Annotated in this window: 26 protein-coding genes; 15 read left to right on the top strand and 11 right to left on the bottom strand. The window is 62.7% G+C overall.

All coding sequences use genetic code 11. The features are described 5' to 3' along the window. The first annotated feature begins 197 nt into the window (after positions 1-197). On the top strand, positions 198-398 hold the full coding sequence (locus tag ACZYOF_RS14630; protein WP_130579538.1) for a DUF2735 domain-containing protein: 201 nt from the start codon (positions 198-200) through the stop codon (positions 396-398). A 90-nt stretch (positions 399-488) separates the two neighbouring features. On the opposite strand, the gene ACZYOF_RS14625 is transcribed toward ACZYOF_RS14630, so the two are convergent. Then, complete coding sequence (locus tag ACZYOF_RS14625; RefSeq protein ID WP_463716193.1) at positions 489-806, bottom strand: MliC family protein; 318 nt, start codon at positions 804-806, stop codon at positions 489-491. A gap of 101 nt (positions 807-907) precedes the next feature. On the opposite strand from ACZYOF_RS14625, the gene ACZYOF_RS14620 reads away from it, so the two are divergent. Beyond that, the gene (locus ACZYOF_RS14620) at positions 908-1,657 is read left to right on the top strand and encodes a tyrosine-protein phosphatase (protein WP_463716192.1); all 750 of its coding nucleotides are present in this window, start codon (positions 908-910) and stop codon (positions 1,655-1,657) included. A gap of 58 nt (positions 1,658-1,715) precedes the next feature. Here ACZYOF_RS14620 and ACZYOF_RS14615 read toward each other — a convergent pair whose 3' ends face one another. Further along, a complete protein-coding gene (locus ACZYOF_RS14615) occupies positions 1,716-1,931 on the bottom strand; it encodes a hypothetical protein (RefSeq protein WP_282530494.1) in 216 nt (71 codons plus the stop codon). 99 nt (positions 1,932-2,030) lie between these two features. Continuing rightward, positions 2,031-2,741: an SGNH/GDSL hydrolase family protein gene (locus ACZYOF_RS14610; protein WP_463716191.1), complete on the bottom strand. Its 711-nt coding sequence runs from the start codon at positions 2,739-2,741 to the stop codon at positions 2,031-2,033. A gap of 124 nt (positions 2,742-2,865) precedes the next feature. Here ACZYOF_RS14610 and fabG point away from each other — a divergent pair, with 124 nt between their 5' ends. Continuing rightward, on the top strand, positions 2,866-3,546 hold the full coding sequence (gene fabG / locus ACZYOF_RS14605; protein ID WP_463716190.1) for a 3-oxoacyl-ACP reductase FabG: 681 nt from the start codon (positions 2,866-2,868) through the stop codon (positions 3,544-3,546). Positions 3,547-3,560: 14 nt separating this feature from the next. After that, entirely contained in the window at positions 3,561-3,761 is a 201-nt protein-coding gene (locus ACZYOF_RS14600; RefSeq protein WP_130579533.1) for a hypothetical protein, read from the top strand. A 3-nt stretch (positions 3,762-3,764) separates the two neighbouring features. On the opposite strand, the gene ACZYOF_RS14595 is transcribed toward ACZYOF_RS14600, so the two are convergent. Beyond that, complete coding sequence (locus ACZYOF_RS14595) at positions 3,765-4,472, bottom strand: GrlR family regulatory protein (RefSeq protein WP_463716189.1); 708 nt, start codon at positions 4,470-4,472, stop codon at positions 3,765-3,767. A 192-nt stretch (positions 4,473-4,664) separates the two neighbouring features. Between ACZYOF_RS14595 and ACZYOF_RS14590 the strand changes: the two genes are divergently transcribed. Both ACZYOF_RS14590 and ACZYOF_RS14585 read left to right on the top strand, forming a co-directional pair. After that, on the top strand, positions 4,665-5,354 hold the full coding sequence (locus ACZYOF_RS14590; RefSeq protein WP_463716188.1) for a DUF2161 domain-containing phosphodiesterase: 690 nt from the start codon (positions 4,665-4,667) through the stop codon (positions 5,352-5,354). A gap of 293 nt (positions 5,355-5,647) precedes the next feature. Further along, on the top strand, positions 5,648-5,950 hold the full coding sequence (locus ACZYOF_RS14585) for a hypothetical protein (protein ID WP_130579531.1): 303 nt from the start codon (positions 5,648-5,650) through the stop codon (positions 5,948-5,950). A gap of 66 nt (positions 5,951-6,016) precedes the next feature. Here the strand turns inward: ACZYOF_RS14585 and ACZYOF_RS14580 are convergent, their stop codons facing one another. Next, entirely contained in the window at positions 6,017-6,631 is a 615-nt protein-coding gene (locus ACZYOF_RS14580; protein ID WP_463716187.1) for an N-acetyltransferase family protein, read from the bottom strand. 165 nt (positions 6,632-6,796) lie between these two features. Further along, positions 6,797-7,195, bottom strand: coding sequence for a PaaI family thioesterase (locus ACZYOF_RS14575; protein ID WP_463716186.1), 399 nt, complete (start codon positions 7,193-7,195; stop codon positions 6,797-6,799). A gap of 120 nt (positions 7,196-7,315) precedes the next feature. On the opposite strand from ACZYOF_RS14575, the gene ACZYOF_RS14570 reads away from it, so the two are divergent. After that, positions 7,316-8,104, top strand: coding sequence for a cobalamin-binding protein (locus tag ACZYOF_RS14570; protein ID WP_463716185.1), 789 nt, complete (start codon positions 7,316-7,318; stop codon positions 8,102-8,104). A 118-nt stretch (positions 8,105-8,222) separates the two neighbouring features. Here ACZYOF_RS14570 and ACZYOF_RS14565 read toward each other — a convergent pair whose 3' ends face one another. Both ACZYOF_RS14565 and ACZYOF_RS14560 read right to left on the bottom strand, forming a co-directional pair. Further along, complete coding sequence (locus tag ACZYOF_RS14565) at positions 8,223-9,500, bottom strand: ArgE/DapE family deacylase (RefSeq protein ID WP_463716184.1); 1,278 nt, start codon at positions 9,498-9,500, stop codon at positions 8,223-8,225. Positions 9,501-9,570: 70 nt separating this feature from the next. Further along, positions 9,571-10,293 (bottom strand): pyridoxamine 5'-phosphate oxidase family protein, encoded by a 723-nt coding sequence (locus tag ACZYOF_RS14560; RefSeq protein WP_394568559.1) that lies wholly within the window; start codon positions 10,291-10,293, stop codon positions 9,571-9,573. A gap of 76 nt (positions 10,294-10,369) precedes the next feature. Here ACZYOF_RS14560 and pdxR point away from each other — a divergent pair, with 76 nt between their 5' ends. From pdxR to ACZYOF_RS14545, 3 genes are read left to right on the top strand one after another with little or no spacing between them, the layout of a single operon-like run. Next, entirely contained in the window at positions 10,370-11,869 is a 1,500-nt protein-coding gene (gene pdxR, locus ACZYOF_RS14555) for a MocR-like pyridoxine biosynthesis transcription factor PdxR (RefSeq protein WP_394568560.1), read from the top strand. 56 nt (positions 11,870-11,925) lie between these two features. Further along, the gene (locus ACZYOF_RS14550) at positions 11,926-12,078 is read left to right on the top strand and encodes a hypothetical protein (RefSeq protein WP_165421152.1); all 153 of its coding nucleotides are present in this window, start codon (positions 11,926-11,928) and stop codon (positions 12,076-12,078) included. Between the two features lie 16 nt (positions 12,079-12,094). Beyond that, positions 12,095-12,349 (top strand): DUF6719 family protein, encoded by a 255-nt coding sequence (locus ACZYOF_RS14545; protein WP_282530506.1) that lies wholly within the window; start codon positions 12,095-12,097, stop codon positions 12,347-12,349. Positions 12,350-12,528: 179 nt separating this feature from the next. Here the strand turns inward: ACZYOF_RS14545 and ACZYOF_RS14540 are convergent, their stop codons facing one another. Both ACZYOF_RS14540 and ACZYOF_RS14535 read right to left on the bottom strand, forming a co-directional pair. Next, positions 12,529-12,933 (bottom strand): hypothetical protein, encoded by a 405-nt coding sequence (locus ACZYOF_RS14540; RefSeq protein ID WP_130579545.1) that lies wholly within the window; start codon positions 12,931-12,933, stop codon positions 12,529-12,531. A 99-nt stretch (positions 12,934-13,032) separates the two neighbouring features. Continuing rightward, a complete protein-coding gene (locus ACZYOF_RS14535) occupies positions 13,033-13,194 on the bottom strand; it encodes a hypothetical protein (protein ID WP_463716183.1) in 162 nt (53 codons plus the stop codon). Positions 13,195-13,648: 454 nt separating this feature from the next. On the opposite strand from ACZYOF_RS14535, the gene ACZYOF_RS14530 reads away from it, so the two are divergent. Continuing rightward, positions 13,649-13,864, top strand: a complete 216-nt coding sequence (locus ACZYOF_RS14530) for a hypothetical protein (RefSeq protein ID WP_245476304.1) — start codon at positions 13,649-13,651, stop codon at positions 13,862-13,864. 12 nt (positions 13,865-13,876) lie between these two features. Here ACZYOF_RS14530 and ACZYOF_RS14525 read toward each other — a convergent pair whose 3' ends face one another. Then, complete coding sequence (locus ACZYOF_RS14525; protein ID WP_394570259.1) at positions 13,877-14,425, bottom strand: CreA family protein; 549 nt, start codon at positions 14,423-14,425, stop codon at positions 13,877-13,879. A 228-nt stretch (positions 14,426-14,653) separates the two neighbouring features. Here ACZYOF_RS14525 and ACZYOF_RS14520 point away from each other — a divergent pair, with 228 nt between their 5' ends. From ACZYOF_RS14520 to ACZYOF_RS14505, 4 genes are all read left to right on the top strand, one after another. Further along, complete coding sequence (locus tag ACZYOF_RS14520; protein ID WP_463716182.1) at positions 14,654-16,414, top strand: L,D-transpeptidase; 1,761 nt, start codon at positions 14,654-14,656, stop codon at positions 16,412-16,414. 133 nt (positions 16,415-16,547) lie between these two features. Continuing rightward, a complete protein-coding gene (locus ACZYOF_RS14515) occupies positions 16,548-17,273 on the top strand; it encodes a DUF433 domain-containing protein (RefSeq protein WP_463716181.1) in 726 nt (241 codons plus the stop codon). Next, complete coding sequence (locus tag ACZYOF_RS14510; RefSeq protein WP_463716180.1) at positions 17,270-17,665, top strand: PIN-like domain-containing protein; 396 nt, start codon at positions 17,270-17,272, stop codon at positions 17,663-17,665. Before ACZYOF_RS14515 ends, ACZYOF_RS14510 begins: the two co-directional genes overlap by 4 nt. A 140-nt stretch (positions 17,666-17,805) precedes the next feature. Further along, on the top strand, positions 17,806-18,381 hold the full coding sequence (locus ACZYOF_RS14505) for a glutathione peroxidase (protein WP_463716179.1): 576 nt from the start codon (positions 17,806-17,808) through the stop codon (positions 18,379-18,381). The last annotated feature ends 134 nt before the right edge of the window (positions 18,382-18,515 follow it).

Raw genomic sequence — 18,515 nt, 5'->3', positions numbered from 1 at the left:
GCTTACGAGTTAGCCATCTGCTTAGTGCCTCACGCGAAGCAAAACCGAAAATGCCTACAGAATGATCATCTAGTGACTTTTTTTGATCATCTTGCATCCGAGCGGGGCACGGCTGATATCGCAGGTCCGGGTAACCACACGAGAACAAGTCGGGCGCACCATGGAGGATCGCAGCTCCGATGAGAGGAGAGAATCACATGAATTCGGGTTTGAATCAGGGATCTGCCAAGATCTACCAATTTCCGGTCGGCGGCCGGGCCTCCATCGCGGGACACCGCTACGGTGAGACCAAGTCGGCGCTCGAGATTGCCGCCTCACAGGTGAACAAGGCCGATTGCAGCGGTAGCTGGTACCACCAAGCGGCTATCGAGGAATCCAAGCCAACGCGTGACCACTAATGCCGGGTGGATGTCGGATAGCGTCCCGACGGGAATGTCGGGGATCGGTAGCGTAGAAAAGGGTCGGAGCGAGCGCGTTTCGGCCCTTTTTCATGCCAGCTCGCAGGCCGTGGCCGGCCGCGTGGCGTGCTTGAGCGTGGCGAGGCCGGCTTTGGTGATCCTCAGCGTAACGCCGCCGCCGGAGTAGCGCGAGCCTGACACGGTCAGCCGCTTCAACAGCGTCACCGCCTTGCCGTCGAGCTGCAGATGGGCGCGGGAATCGTATTGGAAAAATCCGACGATGAACTGCGTGCCGTCGGAGCAGCGATAGTTCCGGAACGAGCTCTGGGCCGAGGCCTCCTGCGACCTGCCGGCGAGGGTTCCCGCCACCAACACCACCGCAAAAATCGCTGCCTGCCGATGATTCATGCTTCGCCCCCGGAGCTGGCTTGAGTATAGACGAGCACGGGATGCGCACCATCTCTTATCCGGTCATCTGCTTGCCGTAGAAGATTGCTTAAGTCAGCCCGATGCAAGATTCCCCTGCCCGACATTTCAATCTCGCCGGCGCCAGCAATTTCCGCGACCTCGGCGGCTACACCACGCGCGACGGCCGCAGCGTCCGTTGGCGCCAGATCTTTCGCTCCAACCATCTCGGCCGCCTCACCGACGACGATGTCGCAGTGGTCCGCGGCCTTGGGGTCCGCAGCGCCTTCGATTTCCGTGGCCGCGAGGAGCGCGCCGAGGGGCTGTGCGGGGTCGCCGAAATCACCGTGCATTCGCTGCCGGTCGAACCGACGGTGATCGCCGCGCTCCGCGCCATCGCCGCCAGCGGCAGTCCGCCGACCGAGAACGACGCCATCGAGGTGATGCGCGATTCCTACCGCAGCTATGTGCAGGAGAACACGCCGCGCTTCCGGGCGCTGTTTGCGCATCTGTTGGAGGACCGCGCGCCGCTCGTCATCCATTGCAGCGCCGGCAAGGACCGCACCGGCTTCGCCTGCGCGCTGATCCTGCACACGCTCGGCGTTCCCGATGAGGCGATCTCGGAAGACTATCTGCTGACCAACCGCTTCTATCGGCGCGATCCCATCGTGACCGGCGATCTGCCCGACAGTGTCCTGCAGGTGATCGGGACGGTGCGTGCGGCGTTCCTGGCCACGTCGTTCGAGGCTATCAACGCCGATTACGGCGGCCTCGACAATTATGTCCGCGACGGACTTGGCATCGGCGAGGCTGAGCGCGCGCAACTCTCCGCGCTCTATCTCGAGAAGGTCTAGAGCGTTTTCGAGCGAAGTGGATACCGGTTCGCGTGAAGAAAACGCGTCAAAGCAAGCTCTAAGCAGCCGCTTCCAGTTCGGCGTCGAGGTCGGCGATGACCTCCTCGAAGGCCGAGATCGCCTGCTGTACGGCCGCGATCTGCATCAACTCCCAGCCGCTGACCGGACCGGCGCGATTCTGCAACGCGACGACCAAGTCCCGCCGCTGCTCCTTAAGCTGAACGAGCGGTAAACCGTGATCGGGTAAGTTTCCCATGGTCTGATCCCCTGCCATGATGGGACCTCGCTTGTAGCGAACGGATTCTGCAATCGACTTACAGAAGTCGCGCAAATTTTACCGATCAACGGCAAGGCCGTCGTCTTACGTGGATCGCTACGCTACGGCGGCAGCTTTCCGGATAGCATCCGTAAGCCCCCTGGACATCCGGAGCGTGCTGCCGTCGTTCTGATGCAATCGATCGGGATCGGTCGGGTCGAGCATACGATCGAAACCGATATTGTTCTGCGCGTGCCAATGCTGCATCAGCGTCCAGCGGCGAAACACATTGACTCCTGCCCGCTCTGCCACTGCGGCGATCAGCGAGACCATGCGCTCGGAAAGCTCCGCCTTGTCGTCGATCAACATCGCCGGGACATGTTGCGGATCGATCAGCAGCACGTCCATCTGGCCTGCATGGGCACGAAGCCGGTCCACACCGACGGCAATTTTCGCCGCGACGTCGTCGACGTTGTACTTCTCCTTGTGGAAGACGGCGTTGGTGCCGACCTGCCAGATCACCAGTAACGGTGCCGGTGCTTCGGCGAAAATGTCCGAATCGAAACGATCCAGTTCTTCGATCGCCTCTTGGCCGCCTACCCCCCTGTTGAGCACATCGATCCTTGGATTATCGCTGGCGCGCCTCAGATACATTTCCAGCCAGTATGGATAAGGCAAGACATCTTCCCTACCAGCGGTCGATGATGATCCCATCGCGATGATCTTCAGCGGCCCGCCGTGCCGAAGCGCCTCGGCCAGGCGTGGCAGCGGATACTTGAAGGCGATCAACTGATCGGGCAATTCGGCATCTGCAAAATTGTCAACCATTTTGGGGCCTCACAAATTGATTGCTATTTAACGTTGAATGCCTATTTCGCGACGGTTTTGCCGGCATTGCAAATGAATTTCTGCTGAGTTTAGTCTGTCTGCCCGGGTAGTGCGGAGCTGTCTCATGAACGGAAAAGTTATTGTCATCACCGGCGCGTCCGGTGCGCTCGGCAAGGTGGTCGTTGAGGAAGCCCTGGCGCGCGGCGCATGCGTGGCCGGCATTGATCACGCGCCGTCATCGCTTTCGCCGACGTCGAGCCGGATTGAGCTCGGCGGCGTTGATCTGACCGACGCAGCCCAGGCGAAAAAGGCGATCGACACGGCGGCGACACATTTCGGCCGGCTCGACGCGCTCATCAACATCGCCGGCGGCTTTGCCTTCGAGACGGTCTCAGACGGCGATCCCGTAACCTGGCAGCGGATGTATGCGCTCAACGTCACGACCGCGCTCAACGCCTCGCGCGCGGCGATCCCGCACCTTCTTGCGTCCAGCGCCGCGCGTATCATCAATATCGGCGCGCTCGGTGCACTGCAGGCCGGTGCCGGCATGGGCGCCTATGCGGCTTCGAAATCCGGCGTGCACCGCCTGACCGAAGCGCTCGCCGCCGAGCACAAGGGCAGGATCACGGTCAACGCCGTGCTGCCTTCGATCATCGACACCGCCGCCAACCGCGCCAGCATGCCGAAGGCGGATTTCTCAAAATGGGTGGCGCCAAAGGAACTCGCCGACGTCATCCTGTTCCTCGCCAGCGACGCAGCCAGCGCAGTCACCGGCGCGCTGTTGCCGGTGAATGGGCGCGTTTAGCAGAGGTTTTCGAGATGAAGACCGCCAAAGACATTGCACAAGCCGTTGAGCAACTCCCTCTTGGAGAGCTGGCGCGCTTTCGAGCATGGTTTGAAGCATTCGATGCCGGCAGCTTCGATATGGAAATCGAGCGCAACGCCCGCGCGGGCAAGCTTGATCCGTTAGCCACTGAAGCAATCAGCGCCTATCGCGCGGGCAGATGTCGAGACCTTTGACCCTCACGCCTCCACCAGCTTCTTCAGGACCGCCTTGAAGCGGACGCTGCGTTTGCCGGCGAGCGCAGTGGCTTCAGCCTCGGCGCCTTCGGAATCGTAGGTGCCGGAGAAACCAATGCCGACTTCGTGGCGGCCGAACAGCGGCCGCTCGCCCAGGCTCGGCGTATGCTCGCGATTGACGATCTCGCCCTTCCACCGGCCATTCGCGGCGGTGTAGGCGCCGATATAGTCGAAATAAGCATCGCCGCCCCAGATGCGGCCGTCATGCAGCATCATCACGCCGGTGTTGCCGCCGTCGAGTCCATCGAGCATGCGAATGTGGATGGAATAGAGCCCGTTGCCGATGCCGTCGGGTCCGACCCTGCCAGGCGCAGGCGCATCCTTGTCGTTGATCGGGGTCAGGATCGCCGTGAATACGATGCCGGGCAAGGCGGTGGTCCCGCCTTCGAAATGAACCTCGTCGCCCTTGTGCGTGCCCTTGAAGGTCATGACGATGTTGTCGACCGGGAACATCGGCACATAGTCCGGATCGTGGTTGTGGCGCGTCATCTTCACCTCGGACGAGATGATGCCGCCTTCCTCCGTGTAGCTACCGATGAAGGACGAACCGGAATTGCCGCCATAGAACTTGCCGGAGGCGGTTGCGAACATCACGCCGCAGCCAGTGCCCCGCGCTGTCCTGAACGAGAATTTGTACAGTCCCTGCAGCACCCTGGCGCCTGCTTCTCACGCGACAAACGCAACCAGTTCCCGCGCGGACCGTTTGCTCGCGCAGGCTCACCGATCGCCATTTGGTCTAGTCGTCCCGCACCAAGACTAACCGTTTTGCCACCGTCCCGGCAAACGCTTTGCGGTAGACTCCTCGAAATTGAGTCGCGGCATTCCGCGGCTGGAGTCTTGCGCGTGGAAACCTCGCTCTATCTGCCCGTCAAACGGTTCCTCGAACAGCTCGGCTTCACGGTGAAGGGCGAGATCGGCGGCTGCGACCTGGTGGCGCTGAGCGGCGACGATCCGCCGGTCGTCGTGGTCGGTGAGCTGAAGCTCACCTTCAACCTGGAACTGATCCTGCAGGCGGTCGGTCGCGCCGGCGCCTGCGACGAGATCTGGATCGCCGCCAAATTATCGACGCGCGGCAAGGGCCGCGAAAGCGACGCGCGCTACCGCAATCTCTGCCGCCGCCTCGGCTTCGGCATGCTGGGAGTGACCGGCGCCGGCGAGGTCGAGGTGCTGGTGAAGCCGCCGACCACGGCGCCGCGCCGCGATCCGAAGAAGCGCTCGCGCCTGGTTGCCGAGCACAATCGCCGCAAGGGCGATCCCGTGATGGGCGGCAGCACGCGCTCGCCGATCATGACCGCCTACCGCCAGCAGGCGCTTGCCTGCGCGTCGGCCCTCGCCAATGGACCACGGCGCGTGCGCGAGCTCCGGGTCGATATTCCGGATGCCGGCAAGATCCTGCTGCATAATGTTTACGGCTGGTTCGACCGCGCCGAGCGCGGGATCTATGTGCTGACCGACGCAGGCCGCGCCGCGTTGCAACGCTGGCCGCAGCCGCCCGTTGATTCCGCAGCTATCGAAACGGCGGCCTTGATGTGAGTGACGACGGCCGAGCGACGCACGATTGCGGTGCATAACCGGTAACGATCGCGCGATGAGTCGGGGTAAACTTGAGAAAGTCTACCGTGCATGGCTGGATTGCCATGTCAGTTTCATATTGCAATGCAACAATATGGCGCCTAGGTATCCGGCCCAGGCATGATCCGGAAAAAGTAGCTACCGGTTTTTCCTCGCGACAGACACGAAGGGTTTGCGCGGAGATCATGCTCAAAACGAAGAGGCGGGCGGATGACGATTCATGGAACCGTCGTCGCGCTCCCAGCGAGGCCCCGATGAGCGAAGACTGGCAAACGAAATATGGTCCCCGACGCGTGAGGCGCGATCCGCCGACGCTGGAGGAAGCGATCTTCGCCGCCGTCGGCATCACCGACGACCTCGAGCAGCAGGCCGAGATCGCGTCCGCCTTGATGGGCCTTCCTTACGAGGACGTGCTGGCTGAGGTGAAGAAGACGGCGCGAACCAGCGTAAGATCGGCGACCCGTGTGATCACGGGCGAACAAGGCGCGCAGCGCGCGGTCGTGGTCGAGCGGCGCGTGGTCCGGCGGTTCGGTAACGACAAGCGCACCGGCACCTGAACTGCGATTGGCAACTCGTTCATCTGAACGAATTGCCGGGGCGGCGCGGGCGTAGCGGCGCGCCGATCAGGCGGCGCGGCCCCAGCCGTACATCTTGAACACCATCTGCCAATAGGCGCGGTTGAGATTGGCGATCGCGCGCGCCGTCTCCAGCGGCGCAACCGCCGCCGGGACCGGTTCCGGCTGGCCATGCCGCGCGAGATCGATGCTGCCGGTGGATTCACCGTGGCGGAACGTCAGCTTCGCGCCGAACTTGCTGGCGAGCGTCCGCATCGCCTCGTTCTGCGCACCGGTGGTGATCCGAAGCGAGCGATAGCCCCTCGCCTGCGCCTCTGCGATCAGCTTGCGGAACAGGACGCTGCCGACGCCCTTGCGGCGCGCCGAGCGCTCCACGCTGAAAGCGATCTCAGGCTCGCCGTCCGGCGATTGCTCCGGCGGATGCAATTCGGCCGCACCGCGCACCGTGCCGTTGTCGAAATAGGCGATGATGACGGTGCCGTCGCTGGCGCATTTTTCGGCGTAGCGCTTGATGAAGCCGTCATCCATGAAGCCATGGAAGCGATCATAGCGGCTGGTTCGGTCCAGCCTCAGCAGATGATCCCGCAAAAGCGGCAATTCTGACTGGCTGAGGGTCCGAACGGTACCTTTGGCTGGCGCCGAACGGGTAGAATCGTAATTCATTCCATAACTCCTCGTGGTAGCCCTCGAGGAGGCGTCGAATCCCTAGACGCCCAATATTGTGCGTCGCAGCATGAAATTCAAGTACGAAGATTCACCGAATCTCGCATTTGGATTCACTTGATCTTTCGGATTGAATTTATTGATGAATTCAGGACTTCGCGCATACTAAAGTACCATCTGGGTCTGGGTTACGATGGCAACCAGCCTGCCGTCCTCGGTTTCCAATCGGGTCTGCCAGACCTGCGTGCGCCGCCCACGATGCACGGGCGTAGCGACGGCGACGACGATGGTCCCCTCCTTGGCGCCGCCAATGAAGTTGGTCTTGCTCTCGATCGTCGTGGTCCCCTTGGCATCTTCGGGCAGATTGATCACGGTCGCGGCCGCCCCGACCGAGTCCGCAAGCGCCATCACCGCGCCGCCGTGGATGGTGTGATACAGCGTGCAGAGGTCCGGCCGCACCAGCATCTTTGCCACCACGCGGTCCTTGTCGGCCTCCGTGAAGATGACGCCCTTCAATTCCGCAAACGGCATCTTCATCGATTGGATCTTTTCCAGCGGCGTCATGCGTCCTCCCGTTTTGTTGTGCGCGCGGCAGCGGCAGAGAATGGACGGAGCCGGTAAATCAGGCAATGACGTCGGAGGTAATGGCCGGCGTGACGATGCGGCCGACGATAGAGATTTTCAATGCGCCACTTCCCTCCCCGCCGGATCGTCTGCCTCACCGAGGAGACCGTGGAGACGCTGTACCTGCTCGGCGAGCAGGACCGCATCGTCGGCGTCTCCGGCTATGCGGTGCGACCGCCGCAGGTCCGGCGCGAGAAGCCGCGCGTCGCGGCGTTCATCTCGGCGGACATCCCGAAAATCCTGGCACTCGAGCCGGACCTCGTGCTCGCCTTCTCCGACATCCAGGCCGACATCGTCGCCGATCTCGTGCGGGCCGGCGTCGACGTCCACGTCTTCAACCAGCGCGACATTGCCGGCATCATGGCGATGATCCGCACCCTCGGCGCCATCGTCGGCGCCGCCGAACGCGCCGACCGGCTTGCCGCGGATTTCGAGCAGCGCCTCGCCGCCATCGCTGCGACACCGCGTTCGCAGCCGAAGCCAAAAGTCTATTTCGAGGAATGGGACGATCCCCTGATCAGCGGCATCGGCTGGGTGTCCGAGCTGATCGAGATCGCCGGCGGCGAAGACGCGCTGCCAGGCTTGCGGCTACAGAAGGCGGCAAAAGACCGCATCATCACGCCCGAAGTCGTGCGTGACGCCGCGCCTGACGTGATCCTCGCCTCCTGGTGCGGCAAGAAGGTGGTACCCAATCGCATCCGCAACCGCCCCGGCTGGAGCGATATCCCCGCCGTGCGCAACGACCGCATCGTCGAGATCAAGTCGACGATCATTTTGCAGCCGGGCCCCGCCGCGCTCACCGATGGGCTGGATGCGATCGTCGCGGCGTTGTGGCCGTCGAATTCGTAGGTGGGCAAAGCGAAGCGTGCCCACCTTCTCTTGCACCGGCCGTGAATGGTGGGCACGCGGAGCCTGTCATCGGGCGCGCGTTCGCGCGACCCGTTGGCTTTGCCCACCCTACGGCGCCTTACACCTTCTCCACCCCACACCATTCCGCGATGAACAGTGCGGTGGCCTTGGTGGATTTGCGCAGCGACTCCAGATCGACATATTCGTTGAAGCCGTGCATCGCCGCGCCGCTGGCGCCGAAGCACAGGCTCGGGATGTTGTAGTTCAATCCGTAGAAGCGGGTATCGGTGAGCGCGGTGAAGGCACGGTCTTCCACCGTGCCGCCATAGACGGCGCCGAACGCCTTCGCGAACGCCGCTTCCGGCGCGGCCGCGTCAGTCAGCTCATAGCCCTCCGACAGGAAGCCCGACCACTGCACTTCAGGCGGATTGTTGGAGAGAAAGCGATGGTCGCGTGCAGCCGCCGAGACGGAGGCCAAAATCTCCTTCTGGCACTCCGCGAGCGACCAGCCCGGCAGCACGGCGATGCGGCAATCGACGTCGCACCAGGCCGGCACGCTGGAGGCCCAGTCGCCGCCCTTGATGATGCCCGGATTGAAGTTGATGGGATGCGCGACGTCCTTGAAGTGCCGGTCGGCCTTGGCGCGCTCGTTCCATTCGGCTTCGAGCTTCTCCAGCGCGTGGATCAAATGATACGCCGCCATGATCGCGTTCGAGCCGGCGCCCGCCTCGAACACGTGCACCGGGAAGCCGCGCACCTTCAGCCGAAACCAGATCACGCCGACCTGCGAGCGGATCATCTTGCCGTCGGTCGGCTCCGGGATGAAGCAGGCATCGGCACGATAGCCGCGTTGGAGCGTCGAGAGCGCGCCGACGCCGGTGCTCTCCTCCTCGATCACCGACTGGAAGTGGATCCGCCCGGTCGGGCGAAAGCCTGCAGCCTTGATCGCATCAAGCGCATAGAGCGCGCCGATCGTGCCCGACTTCATGTCGCAGGCGCCGCGGCCATACATCCGCCCGTCCTTGATGGTGGGTGAGAATGGCAGCGTCTCCCACATGTCGAGCGGGCCCGTCGGCACCACGTCGCAGTGCCCCTGCAGGATCAGCGATTTGCCGCCATCGGTAGGCGGCCGATAGGTGCCGACCACCGTGCGCGCCCTGGAGAAATCATGCTCGATCGGGCCGAAGCCGCGAAGATCCTTCAGATCGTCGACATTGATATGCCAGTCGTCGACCTCGTAGCCGCGTGCGCGCAGGAGATCGCCGATCATGTCCTGGCATGGACCTTCCGCGCCACGGGTCGAGGGGATCGCGACGAATTCCTTCGTGGTCGCAAGCTGCGCATCGAAGCCGGCATCAACGGCGTCCAGGATCCTTTGTTGCGTATCGGCATTCATGCGGCGGCTCCAACTCCAGGTTCGATCATCAAGCGCACGGGCGCTTGCCCGACACCGCTATAGCGTGATCTCAGCCACCGGGGTACTGCGCAAAATAGGCATCTCGCAATGCTTCTTCGAGCAGACGGCCTTCCGAATAGCCATCGAGTGATGCCGGCCGCGTCACGCCGTCGAGCAGCCGCGAGCAAGGTTCCGGCGCGCCGAGCACGGTGCGCACCGGAATGCGCTCGGCATAAATCGGCAGCTCGTAATCCTCATCGTCATCGGCGACGCCCTTGGCGCGGATCTTGGCCGAGGCTTCCTCGATCTCCATCGCGATGAAGGATGTCGCCTTGATCTCCTGCGTATTGCTCTGCCGCAGGCTCGCGGTGCGATCGGGAAAGAAGCGGTCGACCATCGCGACCAGCGCGCGCTGCTTCTCGTCCGGATCGGTGACGAGGTAGGCCGTCCCAAACGCCATCACCGCGCGGTAGTCGGCCGAATGATTGAAGCCGCAGCGCGCCAGCACCAGGCTGTCGAGATGCGCGACCGTGAGACAGACCCTCTGGCCCGCGGACTGGTTCCTCAGCATGCGGCTGGCGCTGCTGCCGTGCCAGTACAGCCGTATTCCCTCGCGCCAGAAGAAGGTCGGCGTGCAATAGGGCTGGCCGTCGATCGCATAGGAGACGTGGCACAGCATCGAGGAGTCGAGGATGCGGTGAACGGTTTCATGATCGTAGAAGCCGCGATCATGGCGGCGCTTCACCTGGTTTCGTGGTGACAGCGGATATGAGGCGGCAGCACCTTCGCTCACGGTAACTCCTGTTTAGGATTTTGAACGTTTCGAAACAGTTGTAGCGCCGGATTTGGTCTGCGATAGTGCCAATTCCATGCGAAAAATTTCGACCAATTCTGCGTCGCCGAGCAAGGCCGAACTGCCGCTCGACCTTTCCGGACCGCACATCACACCGGGCGCCTCCGCCCAGCAGCGCCTCTACCAGGCGCTTTGCCACGCCATCCTCGGCGGCATCGTCAAACCGGGCGAGCCGCTGCCGCCCTCCCGCACGCTGGCACGGCAGACCGGCTTTCGCCGTAACGCGGTCGTCACCGCCTATGAACGGTTGATCGCGGACGGGTTCGCGGTGGCGACCACAGGCTCGGGGACGTTCGTCGCGGCCCGCATCCCTGCCCGCGCCCGCGAAGCGCCGAAGCCAAAGATCACCATCGATGCGCCCCAGCAAGGCGCGCTCGCGCTCGGCTGCACGCATATCGATAGCCGCGCCCTGCAGCGCTTCCGCGCCTTCGTCGGCCGAAGGATGCGCGCCTTCAGCGCCGTGCATTTCCATTACGGCGATCCCAGGGGCAGCCGCGAGCTCCGCGCCGCAATCGCCGATCATTTGTTGTCGGCGCGCGGCCTGCGCTGCGACCCCGAGCAGATCATGCTGACGTCGGGCACGCTGCACGGGTTGCGCATCGTGTTGAGCGCAATCCTCAAGCCCGGCGATCAGATCTGGTGCGAGGATCCGGGGTACCCAATCGCGCGCCGAACCATCGAGCATTGCGGCTATCGCGCGGTTTCCGTTCCGGTCGACGCATCGGGCATGATGGTTGCGAACGGCCGGGCCCGCGCGCCGGCGGCGCGTGCGGCCTATGTGACGCCGTCGCATCAGTTTCCGCTCGGCGTGCAGATGTCGATGCCGCGCCGGCTGGAACTGCTCGACTGGGCCAAGGCCGCCGATGCCTTTGTGTTCGAGGACGATTACGACAGCGAGTTCCGCTATGACGGCGCTCCCCTGCTGTCGCTGGCCGGCATCGATCATCTCCGGCGCGTCATCTACATGGGCACGTTTGCCAAGACGCTGTTTCCGGGATTGCGCATCGGCTACTGCGCGCTGCCTGAAAAATTGATCGGCCCGGTGACGGCGGCCCGCGCCGCGCTCGACCGCTTTCCGGGCACGCTGATGGAAGGCGCTGTCGCTGACATGCTCAACTCCGGCGCCTTCGCCGCCAACCTGAAGAAGGTGCGCAGGCTCTACCGCGAAGCGCGTGACGTACTGGCCTCGACGCTGGCGGCGGCATCAGACGGTGAGCTGTCGGTGCCGGTGCCCTCGCAGGGCCTGCATCTGGTGGCGCGGTTCGATCCGTCGACCGACCCGGTCGTGGCGTCAGAGGCCAGACGCGCGGCCGGCGTCGACGGCTGGCTGCTTGCGGAGACCTATCATCGCGCGCGTCCCCTGCCCGGCTTCGTGCTGGGGTTTGCCGGCCACGACCTTCCGCAACTGAAAGCATCGGCCGAGCGACTGGCGAAGGCGTCACTCACCGCGCTGCGCGAGCGCCGCAAGCCGAGAGCCCGCGTCGCCAAAACGCCAACGTCGCGCGCGGCTCTATGAGAATCGCCGGCGGCTCATTAAGCTGAAAATGAAAAGCTGTACGGCGGAGATACCGGATGCCCGGCAATCGCAACGTCCTGTATCTGATCATCGGTGTGCTGCTCGCCGTCATCGGCGTGCTCGGCTACCAGCTCTACCAGGCCAAGAAGCAGCCCGAAGGTTTCCAGATCAATGTCGGCCCCGACGGGCTGAAGATCCAAGGGAAGTGACGCTCAAGTGACGCTGATGATTTCGGAAAGAGTTCTGCGCGTCGGCTGCATCGCGCTGCTTGGCTGGCTCGCATCGCCACTGTCAGCGTCGGCGCAGGTGCTGGGACGCGAGCAGGACATCATTGATTTGCGACTGGGCCAGCGCGTGATGGTCGACGACGGATCATGCCCCGCGGGCCAGATCAAGGAAGTCTCGGGCTCGCAGATGACGAGCCAGGGCGTGACGCGCGTGCGCAAATGCATCCCACGTCTCGGCACCAAGAAGCGCTAGAACACACCCCCTCCGTCACGCCCCGCCACCGGGTCTCGCCTCCGGCGAGCCCGATGACAGGCTCCGGCCGGGCATCCAGTAATCGACATCGCCAGTCGTGCGCACAGAACGCGCCGCGGAATACTGGATCGCCCGGTCAAGCCGGGCGATGACCTCGTGGGATGATCGAGAAACGCTGCTTACTCCGTCGCCGGATCGAACATGCACTGCAGCGTCGGCTTGGCGATCTTGGTGAAGGTCGGGCCGATCTCAGACTGCTTTGACGGCGGCACCCAGTCGGTCTCGATCGTCGGCACGCCGGTCTCGCTGATCCCGCGCAGCAAGGCTTCGCGCAGATCGGGATCCTCGACGGTGGCGGCAGCATAATCATGCAGGCAGCCGCATACGGCTTCCGGATGCGCCCAGCGGCCGAGCATGTGGGGCGCGCACTGGCGCACGAATTCACCACGCGGGTCGGGCAGCACCTTGAACAGGGTGCGGAATTGCACCGGCTGGGTCTGATGCGTTGTCGGCGCCTGCGCCTGCGCGGAACTGGCAGAAACGATCAATGCTGCGATGACGGCGAGACAGGTGCGCAAGAGCATGCAGTTCATTTACCGTCGGCTTTCTTGCAGACTTCTCAGAGCATGATCCGGAAAAAGTGGAAACCGGTTTTCCGAAAAGATCATGCTCAAACAAGGAGCTCAGTTGGCGGCAACGACCATAGCCTGAGTCGTGGCGCTCACAATCGGCGAACCCGTGTACGAGAAGGCGCCGATGCCCAGAAGGCCGCTGTCGGAGGACCCCGCCATTGAGGGTCCAGCCAGAACGAAGGCGAAGGCAAGGATGAAGCTGATCGTCCGCATTTGACTGTCTCCGGTCTTCCAGCGTTCCCGCCGTCTTGTTGGCGATTTGATAGCCACGCCCTGTTTCCGGACATCTGCGCCAAAACCTCAAAATGGTTTCATTCCACTGCCGAATTGTTTCGTCGGCTCGGCGCGACGAAACATTGGTGCGAAAAACGCAATGATTTCAGTACCCGCATTTCTGGTACACCAGCGCCCTCGTGCCGTATCTCGCCACCGGCGAAGAAATGATTCACCTCGCGAATGACATAAATCAACGTCGGCAACCACGGTTTGGCGCTAGATTATCAACGTGCCGATCAACAACGTCGCGAGTTCTTAATCTTTGGCCGCTAGGAGCGCTGCAGCGAACTGAACCTAACAACTTACTCTGCCGACTCAGTCGCACAGCTCGCAACCTTTGTTGATGGTCGCGCGTTAGTTACTTGTCCCAATCCAACGAAGGATCGCAGTCGTGGGCAATGGCAACATCGATGTTGGCAAGGAAACCGCGCCCCGCAAACCCGGCCAGCAGCAGATGGTGGGTGCGATGTCGCAGCAGGACATCCACGTCATGGGTGACAATGAATGCGCGCAGCAGAAGCTTGTGCGCCTCGTGGGCTGCCGCGATCCCCAAGCCCGCCTGCAGGCCGGCATGCGAGGATCTGAATTGAAGAAACGGCAGTTCTAGCCACCTCTTCCACTACTGGATGAAGTCGCCGCATTTCTGGACGACGGTGTCGGCCGCCCCCCAGGGCATGATCGGCACTGACGAGGTCGAGTTCTTCGGCGAACCTTCGATCAGCTTGTCCGAATAGACCATGTAGACGAGCACGTTGCGCTTGGCATCGCAGCCGCGGACGATTTGCATCTTCTTGAAGAAGAGCGACCGGCGCTGGCGGAACATGTCGTCGCCCTGGCTCATCTTGTCCTTGAAGCGGATCGGGCCGATCTGCCGGCAGGCCAGCGAAATGTCGGAGACTTCCTCCGCCACCCCCAGCCAGCCCTTGAAGCCGCCCTTCTCCGGCACCGTGAAATGACAGGCCACGCCCTCGACCTCGGGATCGTCGACGCCATAGGTCGCGAGCTTGTCGTTGGGCGAAATCCATTTGAATACGGTGGAGCGGCGGAAGATCAGGTCGGGCTCGTCGGCAGCGACCGCTGCCTGCACCAGTCCCAGCGCCAGGACAACTGTGGCCAAAGCCAGCCTCTTCCAAGGCAGTTGCGGAGAAGTGATGGCTTTGGCGTGCATGATGGCTCCGCTACGTTGTTGGCGCGGCCTATGTATGGCGAAAAGGCTGCAGGGGAAGGCTGCGCGCATTGAGAGGCGCGGTGGCCGGTTTAACCTAATGTGAGGCTTTTTTGCTACGCTTTCTATGAAAAGCACCGCGATCACAGAAGGGTTAAAGTGCCTGCGCTGGTGAACGTATTTCGCCTCTGCGACAACCAACCAATATCGGGACTGGGAATCTTAAGGACTATGCGCGTGAGCGGACGTCGGATTTCGACATTGCAGACTGCAAGTGAACGGGCTTGGAAGATCGCGCTTCTGGCGACGGTAGGCACGCTCGGCGCCGCCTCGCAGGCCGATGCCGCGCTCTACTACTGGAATAACTATGATCCCAGCTACTACCAGCCCGAGCCGCAGATTCAGCCGCGGCGGCAGAAGCCCCGCAAGCCCGCTGCAAAGGCCGCAGCCCCTGAGAAAGACACCGGCATCAAGCCGCAGACGCCGCTGATCATCACGGTCTCGATCCATGACCAGAAGATGCGGGTCTTTGACGCCAACGGTCTCTTTGCCGAGAGCCCGGTCTCGACCGGCATGAAGGGCCACTCCACCCCGATGGGTGTCTTCAGCGTCATCCAGAAACACAAATTCCATCACTCCAACATCTATAGCAACGCGCCGATGCCCTATATGCAGCGGATCACCTGGTCGGGCGTCGCGATGCATGCCGGCGTGCTGCCCGGCTATCCGGCCTCGCACGGCTGCATCCGGATGCCGATGGCATTCGCGATCAAGATGTGGAATTGGACCAAGATGGGCGCACGCGTCATCATCACGCCCGGCGAGATCACGCCCGCTGCTTTCTCGCATCCGCTGCTCGCCACGCAAAAGGTGGGGCCGCAACCTGTCGCCGAAGAACCGAAGGTGGATGCTCCGCTCGGCGTCAAGGGCGACAAAGGCGACAAGGGCGCGGAGCTCAAGCCTGCCAACGAACCTGGTCTCGAGCTGCGCGCGACCGTGGGTCATGCCGAGCTGCAAACATCGCTGCGCGAGCAGACCCATACCGCGGACGCCAGCGGTGCGATGCCCGCCGACCGCCCCTCTCTCACGTTATCCGGAGCGACTATCGCGAAGGCTGACGAGGCTTTGAAGAGCCAAGTGAACGGCACAGCGCCCGATGAGGCGAAGGCGGAAACCGAATCTGCACTCACCAAGACCGCCGCCGTAAGCGCTTCCGACGCCGGGCTGGACGACAGCACGATCGGCGAAGCGAGATCAGCCGGCGAGCATCCGATCGAGATCACCGCCAGCACCGAAGCTTCGAAAACCGACGCCACCGCTGGTCAACGCGTGAAGGCCGAGACCAGGGCCGAAGCGGTCAAGCAGGATGCGCCCAAGGTCGACGCCGCAAAATCGACCGAGCCCAAAGCTGCTGAGACAAAGGCTCCCGAGACAAAGGCTGCCGAGACACCCGCCGAGGCCGCCAAGCCGGGCGAAACACCTGCTGCCGACGTCAAGAAGGATGCTTCACGTTTGCCCAGCGCCGCAAAGCTCGATCAGCCGAAGCGGACCGGCCAGATCGCCGTCCTGATCAGCCGCAAGGATTCCAAGCTTTACGTGCGACAGAATTTTGCGCCGCTGTTCGAGGTGCCCGTGGTGATCGCGCCTGGCGACCGACCGCTGGGCACGCATGTGTTCACCGCCCAGGTCGACAAGAGCGATCCCAATCTCCTGCACTGGTCGGTGGTCTCGCTGCCGACTGCACGCACAGCCGTGCGTCTCGAGGAAGATGCGTATCCGGGACGGCGCCGCCGCGGCGCAACCGCCGCCGCCGAGGTCAAGCCGCTCGCCAACAGCCCGGCGGAGGCGCTCGACCGCATCACCATCCCGCAGGACGCAATGGCGCGCGTCAACGAGGCGCTGACGTCAGGCGGCTCGATCATCGTCTCCGACCAGGGCATCAACCAGGGCGAAACCGGCGAAGGCACCGACTTCATCATCCCGCTGCGCTAGGTCTCGTCGTCACCTCTCCCGCTTGCCGGCAGGAGAAAATTCTGTCCATTCGAACATCCGGTGCGAGGTCAAGATCGGCCGGAGGGGAACTAGCGGCTTCTCGTCCCCCGAATCGGGCGCTATTGATATCCCCATGTCGAAAAACGTTCCTGACGAACCTGATGCTCTCGGACGCGGCGCGTATAGTGCCGTCGAGGGCCTGCGTCTTCTGAATTTTAGCCGTCCAGGAGTTCCTCCCGCCCGCCTTGTCTCGCGCCAGACCGTTGGGCGGTGGCTGCGCGGCTACGAGCATGGCGAAGCGAGTTATTCCGAGCCGCTCTGGAAATCGGACTACACGAACGACGACGATCAAATTGAGCTCAGCTTTCGTGATCTAATCGAGCTCAGGTTCGTGAAATCATTCCGCGATCTTGGAGTCGGGCTCAACACAATCCGCGATTGCTACCGTCGCGCCGTCGACGAGGTCCGTGATGATCGACCCTTTTCGACACAACGATTCCGGACGGACGGCAAGACGATCTTTCTGGACATCACTGAGAAGGATCACGAAGGGAAGATGATCGATCTGAAGCGAAGGCAGCAGGTCTTCCGTTCTGTAATCGAGCCGAGCCTCCGCGACCTGGAATTCGATGCCTCTACGGTGTCCCGATGGTTTCCCCTCGGCATGCGGCATCGGGCGGTGATCATTGATCCCAAGAGGTCGTTCGGTCGCCCAATCGTACAACGCGGCGTTCCGACCGAGGTCTTGGCTGATGCTGTGAAGGTGGAAGGCTCCTTCGACGCCGTCGCTCGTCTTTACGAAGTGCCCAAAACCGAGGTCCGCGCTGCTCTTGATTTTGAGCAACGACTTGCAGCGTGAAGTTGTTGGTTGACCATAACCTCAGCCCAGCGATACCTCGCTCTCTGCAACATCTATTTCCCGATCATACGTTCGTCGCCTTGAGCGACAAGTTCGCGGCCAACGTTAACGACGTTGATTGGATGGGCGACCTGGACCGCGAAGGAGGTTGGGCCGTCCTTACCAAGGATCTTCGCATCCAATCACGCCCGCACGAGCGTCTCGCCCTTGATCGGTCCAAGATCGTGTTTTTCTTCCTGTCAGGCGCCTGGCGAAAATATTCTGTCCCTGAAACCGCCGCGCGGCTGATCCGACTGGTCCCCTTGATGGCAACGCAGGTCGAAATCGTCGATCGTGGCCGTTTCGAACTACCGATAAACGCGGGTTCCAAATTGCGCCCGCATCGAGAATGAATCTGTGGAGCGCACGCCGAGGCAACTCCGGGTCCCCTGATGGCCCGATCCGCAACTGCCGCCGTAACGGCATGTTGAAAGCCGCACCCTACCCCGCCGGGTTATTGTTCCCCGAATCTTCACGCCGAAGGGGAATGGCCATGATCAGCCGCAGGATCTTTGTCGCGGGTGCGGTGGCGGTATTGGCCGAACCTTTGTACTCCCGGAGCTTGCGGGCGGAGCCGGCGATGAGCCGGGTCACCGCGTATGCCTTCTCGTTTCCGGCGCTGCAGGGCGGTGACATCCGGCTTGCCGAGCATGCCGGCCGGCCGCTCCTGATCGTCAACACCGCCTCGCTCTGTGGCTTCACCCCACAATATGCGGGGCTGCAGGCGCTGTGGACGGAGTTCCGCGACCGCGGCCTCGTCATCATCGGCGTCCCCTCGAACGATTTCGGCAGCCAGGAACCAGGCGGGGCAAGCGAGATCGCCGAGACCGCGCATCACCAATATGGCATCACCTTCCCGATGGCGGCCAAGGCCGTCGTGAAAGGCCCCACTGCGCATCCCTTCTACAGATGGGCTGCCGAGGCGCGCCCGAAGGATGTCCCGCGCTGGAACTTTCACAAATATCTGATCGGCCGCGACGGCTACATCGCCGACGTCTTCCCTGAGTCGGTTGCGCCGGAGGACACGAGGGTCAAGACCACCATCGCCCGGGCGCTGGCGGCGGCCTGATCCCTGCAATTTACCTGTGCAGGAAGTCGGCCTCCGTTGCATTGGCGGGGGGTGACCATCTAGGCTACTATTAGTTGGGGTAGGAGGCAGTTCGGGCGGGTATTGGATACCTTCATCCGCACGATAGCTCTAGG

The sequence above is a fragment of the Bradyrhizobium sp. LeoA1Lang genome, assembly GCF_055413685.1.
Note: the sequence above shows the minus strand (reverse complement) of the source record. Positions and strands in the feature narration are given on the sequence as shown.

What these genes read in the sequence shown, in the direction of transcription:
- ACZYOF_RS14615 (WP_282530494.1), bottom strand. Translation starts at nt 1,931, where the DNA reads ATGGCAGGGGATCAGACCATGGGAAACTTACCCGATCACGGTTTACCG.
- ACZYOF_RS14525 (WP_394570259.1), bottom strand. Translation starts at nt 14,425, where the DNA reads ATGCACGCCAAAGCCATCACTTCTCCGCAACTGCCTTGGAAGAGGCTG.
- ACZYOF_RS14620 (WP_463716192.1), top strand. Translation starts at nt 908, where the DNA reads ATGCAAGATTCCCCTGCCCGACATTTCAATCTCGCCGGCGCCAGCAAT.
- ACZYOF_RS14625 (WP_463716193.1), bottom strand. Translation starts at nt 806, where the DNA reads ATGAATCATCGGCAGGCAGCGATTTTTGCGGTGGTGTTGGTGGCGGGA.
- ACZYOF_RS14515 (WP_463716181.1), top strand. Translation starts at nt 16,548, where the DNA reads ATGTCGAAAAACGTTCCTGACGAACCTGATGCTCTCGGACGCGGCGCG.
- fabG (WP_463716190.1), top strand. Translation starts at nt 2,866, where the DNA reads ATGAACGGAAAAGTTATTGTCATCACCGGCGCGTCCGGTGCGCTCGGC.
- ACZYOF_RS14580 (WP_463716187.1), bottom strand. Translation starts at nt 6,631, where the DNA reads ATGAATTACGATTCTACCCGTTCGGCGCCAGCCAAAGGTACCGTTCGG.
- ACZYOF_RS14505 (WP_463716179.1), top strand. Translation starts at nt 17,806, where the DNA reads ATGATCAGCCGCAGGATCTTTGTCGCGGGTGCGGTGGCGGTATTGGCC.
- ACZYOF_RS14585 (WP_130579531.1), top strand. Translation starts at nt 5,648, where the DNA reads ATGAGCGAAGACTGGCAAACGAAATATGGTCCCCGACGCGTGAGGCGC.
- ACZYOF_RS14565 (WP_463716184.1), bottom strand. Translation starts at nt 9,500, where the DNA reads ATGAATGCCGATACGCAACAAAGGATCCTGGACGCCGTTGATGCCGGC.
- ACZYOF_RS14610 (WP_463716191.1), bottom strand. Translation starts at nt 2,741, where the DNA reads ATGGTTGACAATTTTGCAGATGCCGAATTGCCCGATCAGTTGATCGCC.
- ACZYOF_RS14540 (WP_130579545.1), bottom strand. Translation starts at nt 12,933, where the DNA reads ATGCTCTTGCGCACCTGTCTCGCCGTCATCGCAGCATTGATCGTTTCT.
- pdxR (WP_394568560.1), top strand. Translation starts at nt 10,370, where the DNA reads ATGCGAAAAATTTCGACCAATTCTGCGTCGCCGAGCAAGGCCGAACTG.
- ACZYOF_RS14600 (WP_130579533.1), top strand. Translation starts at nt 3,561, where the DNA reads ATGAAGACCGCCAAAGACATTGCACAAGCCGTTGAGCAACTCCCTCTT.
- ACZYOF_RS14575 (WP_463716186.1), bottom strand. Translation starts at nt 7,195, where the DNA reads ATGACGCCGCTGGAAAAGATCCAATCGATGAAGATGCCGTTTGCGGAA.
- ACZYOF_RS14550 (WP_165421152.1), top strand. Translation starts at nt 11,926, where the DNA reads ATGCCCGGCAATCGCAACGTCCTGTATCTGATCATCGGTGTGCTGCTC.
- ACZYOF_RS14630 (WP_130579538.1), top strand. Translation starts at nt 198, where the DNA reads ATGAATTCGGGTTTGAATCAGGGATCTGCCAAGATCTACCAATTTCCG.
- ACZYOF_RS14535 (WP_463716183.1), bottom strand. Translation starts at nt 13,194, where the DNA reads ATGCGGACGATCAGCTTCATCCTTGCCTTCGCCTTCGTTCTGGCTGGA.
- ACZYOF_RS14520 (WP_463716182.1), top strand. Translation starts at nt 14,654, where the DNA reads ATGCGCGTGAGCGGACGTCGGATTTCGACATTGCAGACTGCAAGTGAA.
- ACZYOF_RS14570 (WP_463716185.1), top strand. Translation starts at nt 7,316, where the DNA reads ATGCGCCACTTCCCTCCCCGCCGGATCGTCTGCCTCACCGAGGAGACC.
- ACZYOF_RS14545 (WP_282530506.1), top strand. Translation starts at nt 12,095, where the DNA reads ATGATTTCGGAAAGAGTTCTGCGCGTCGGCTGCATCGCGCTGCTTGGC.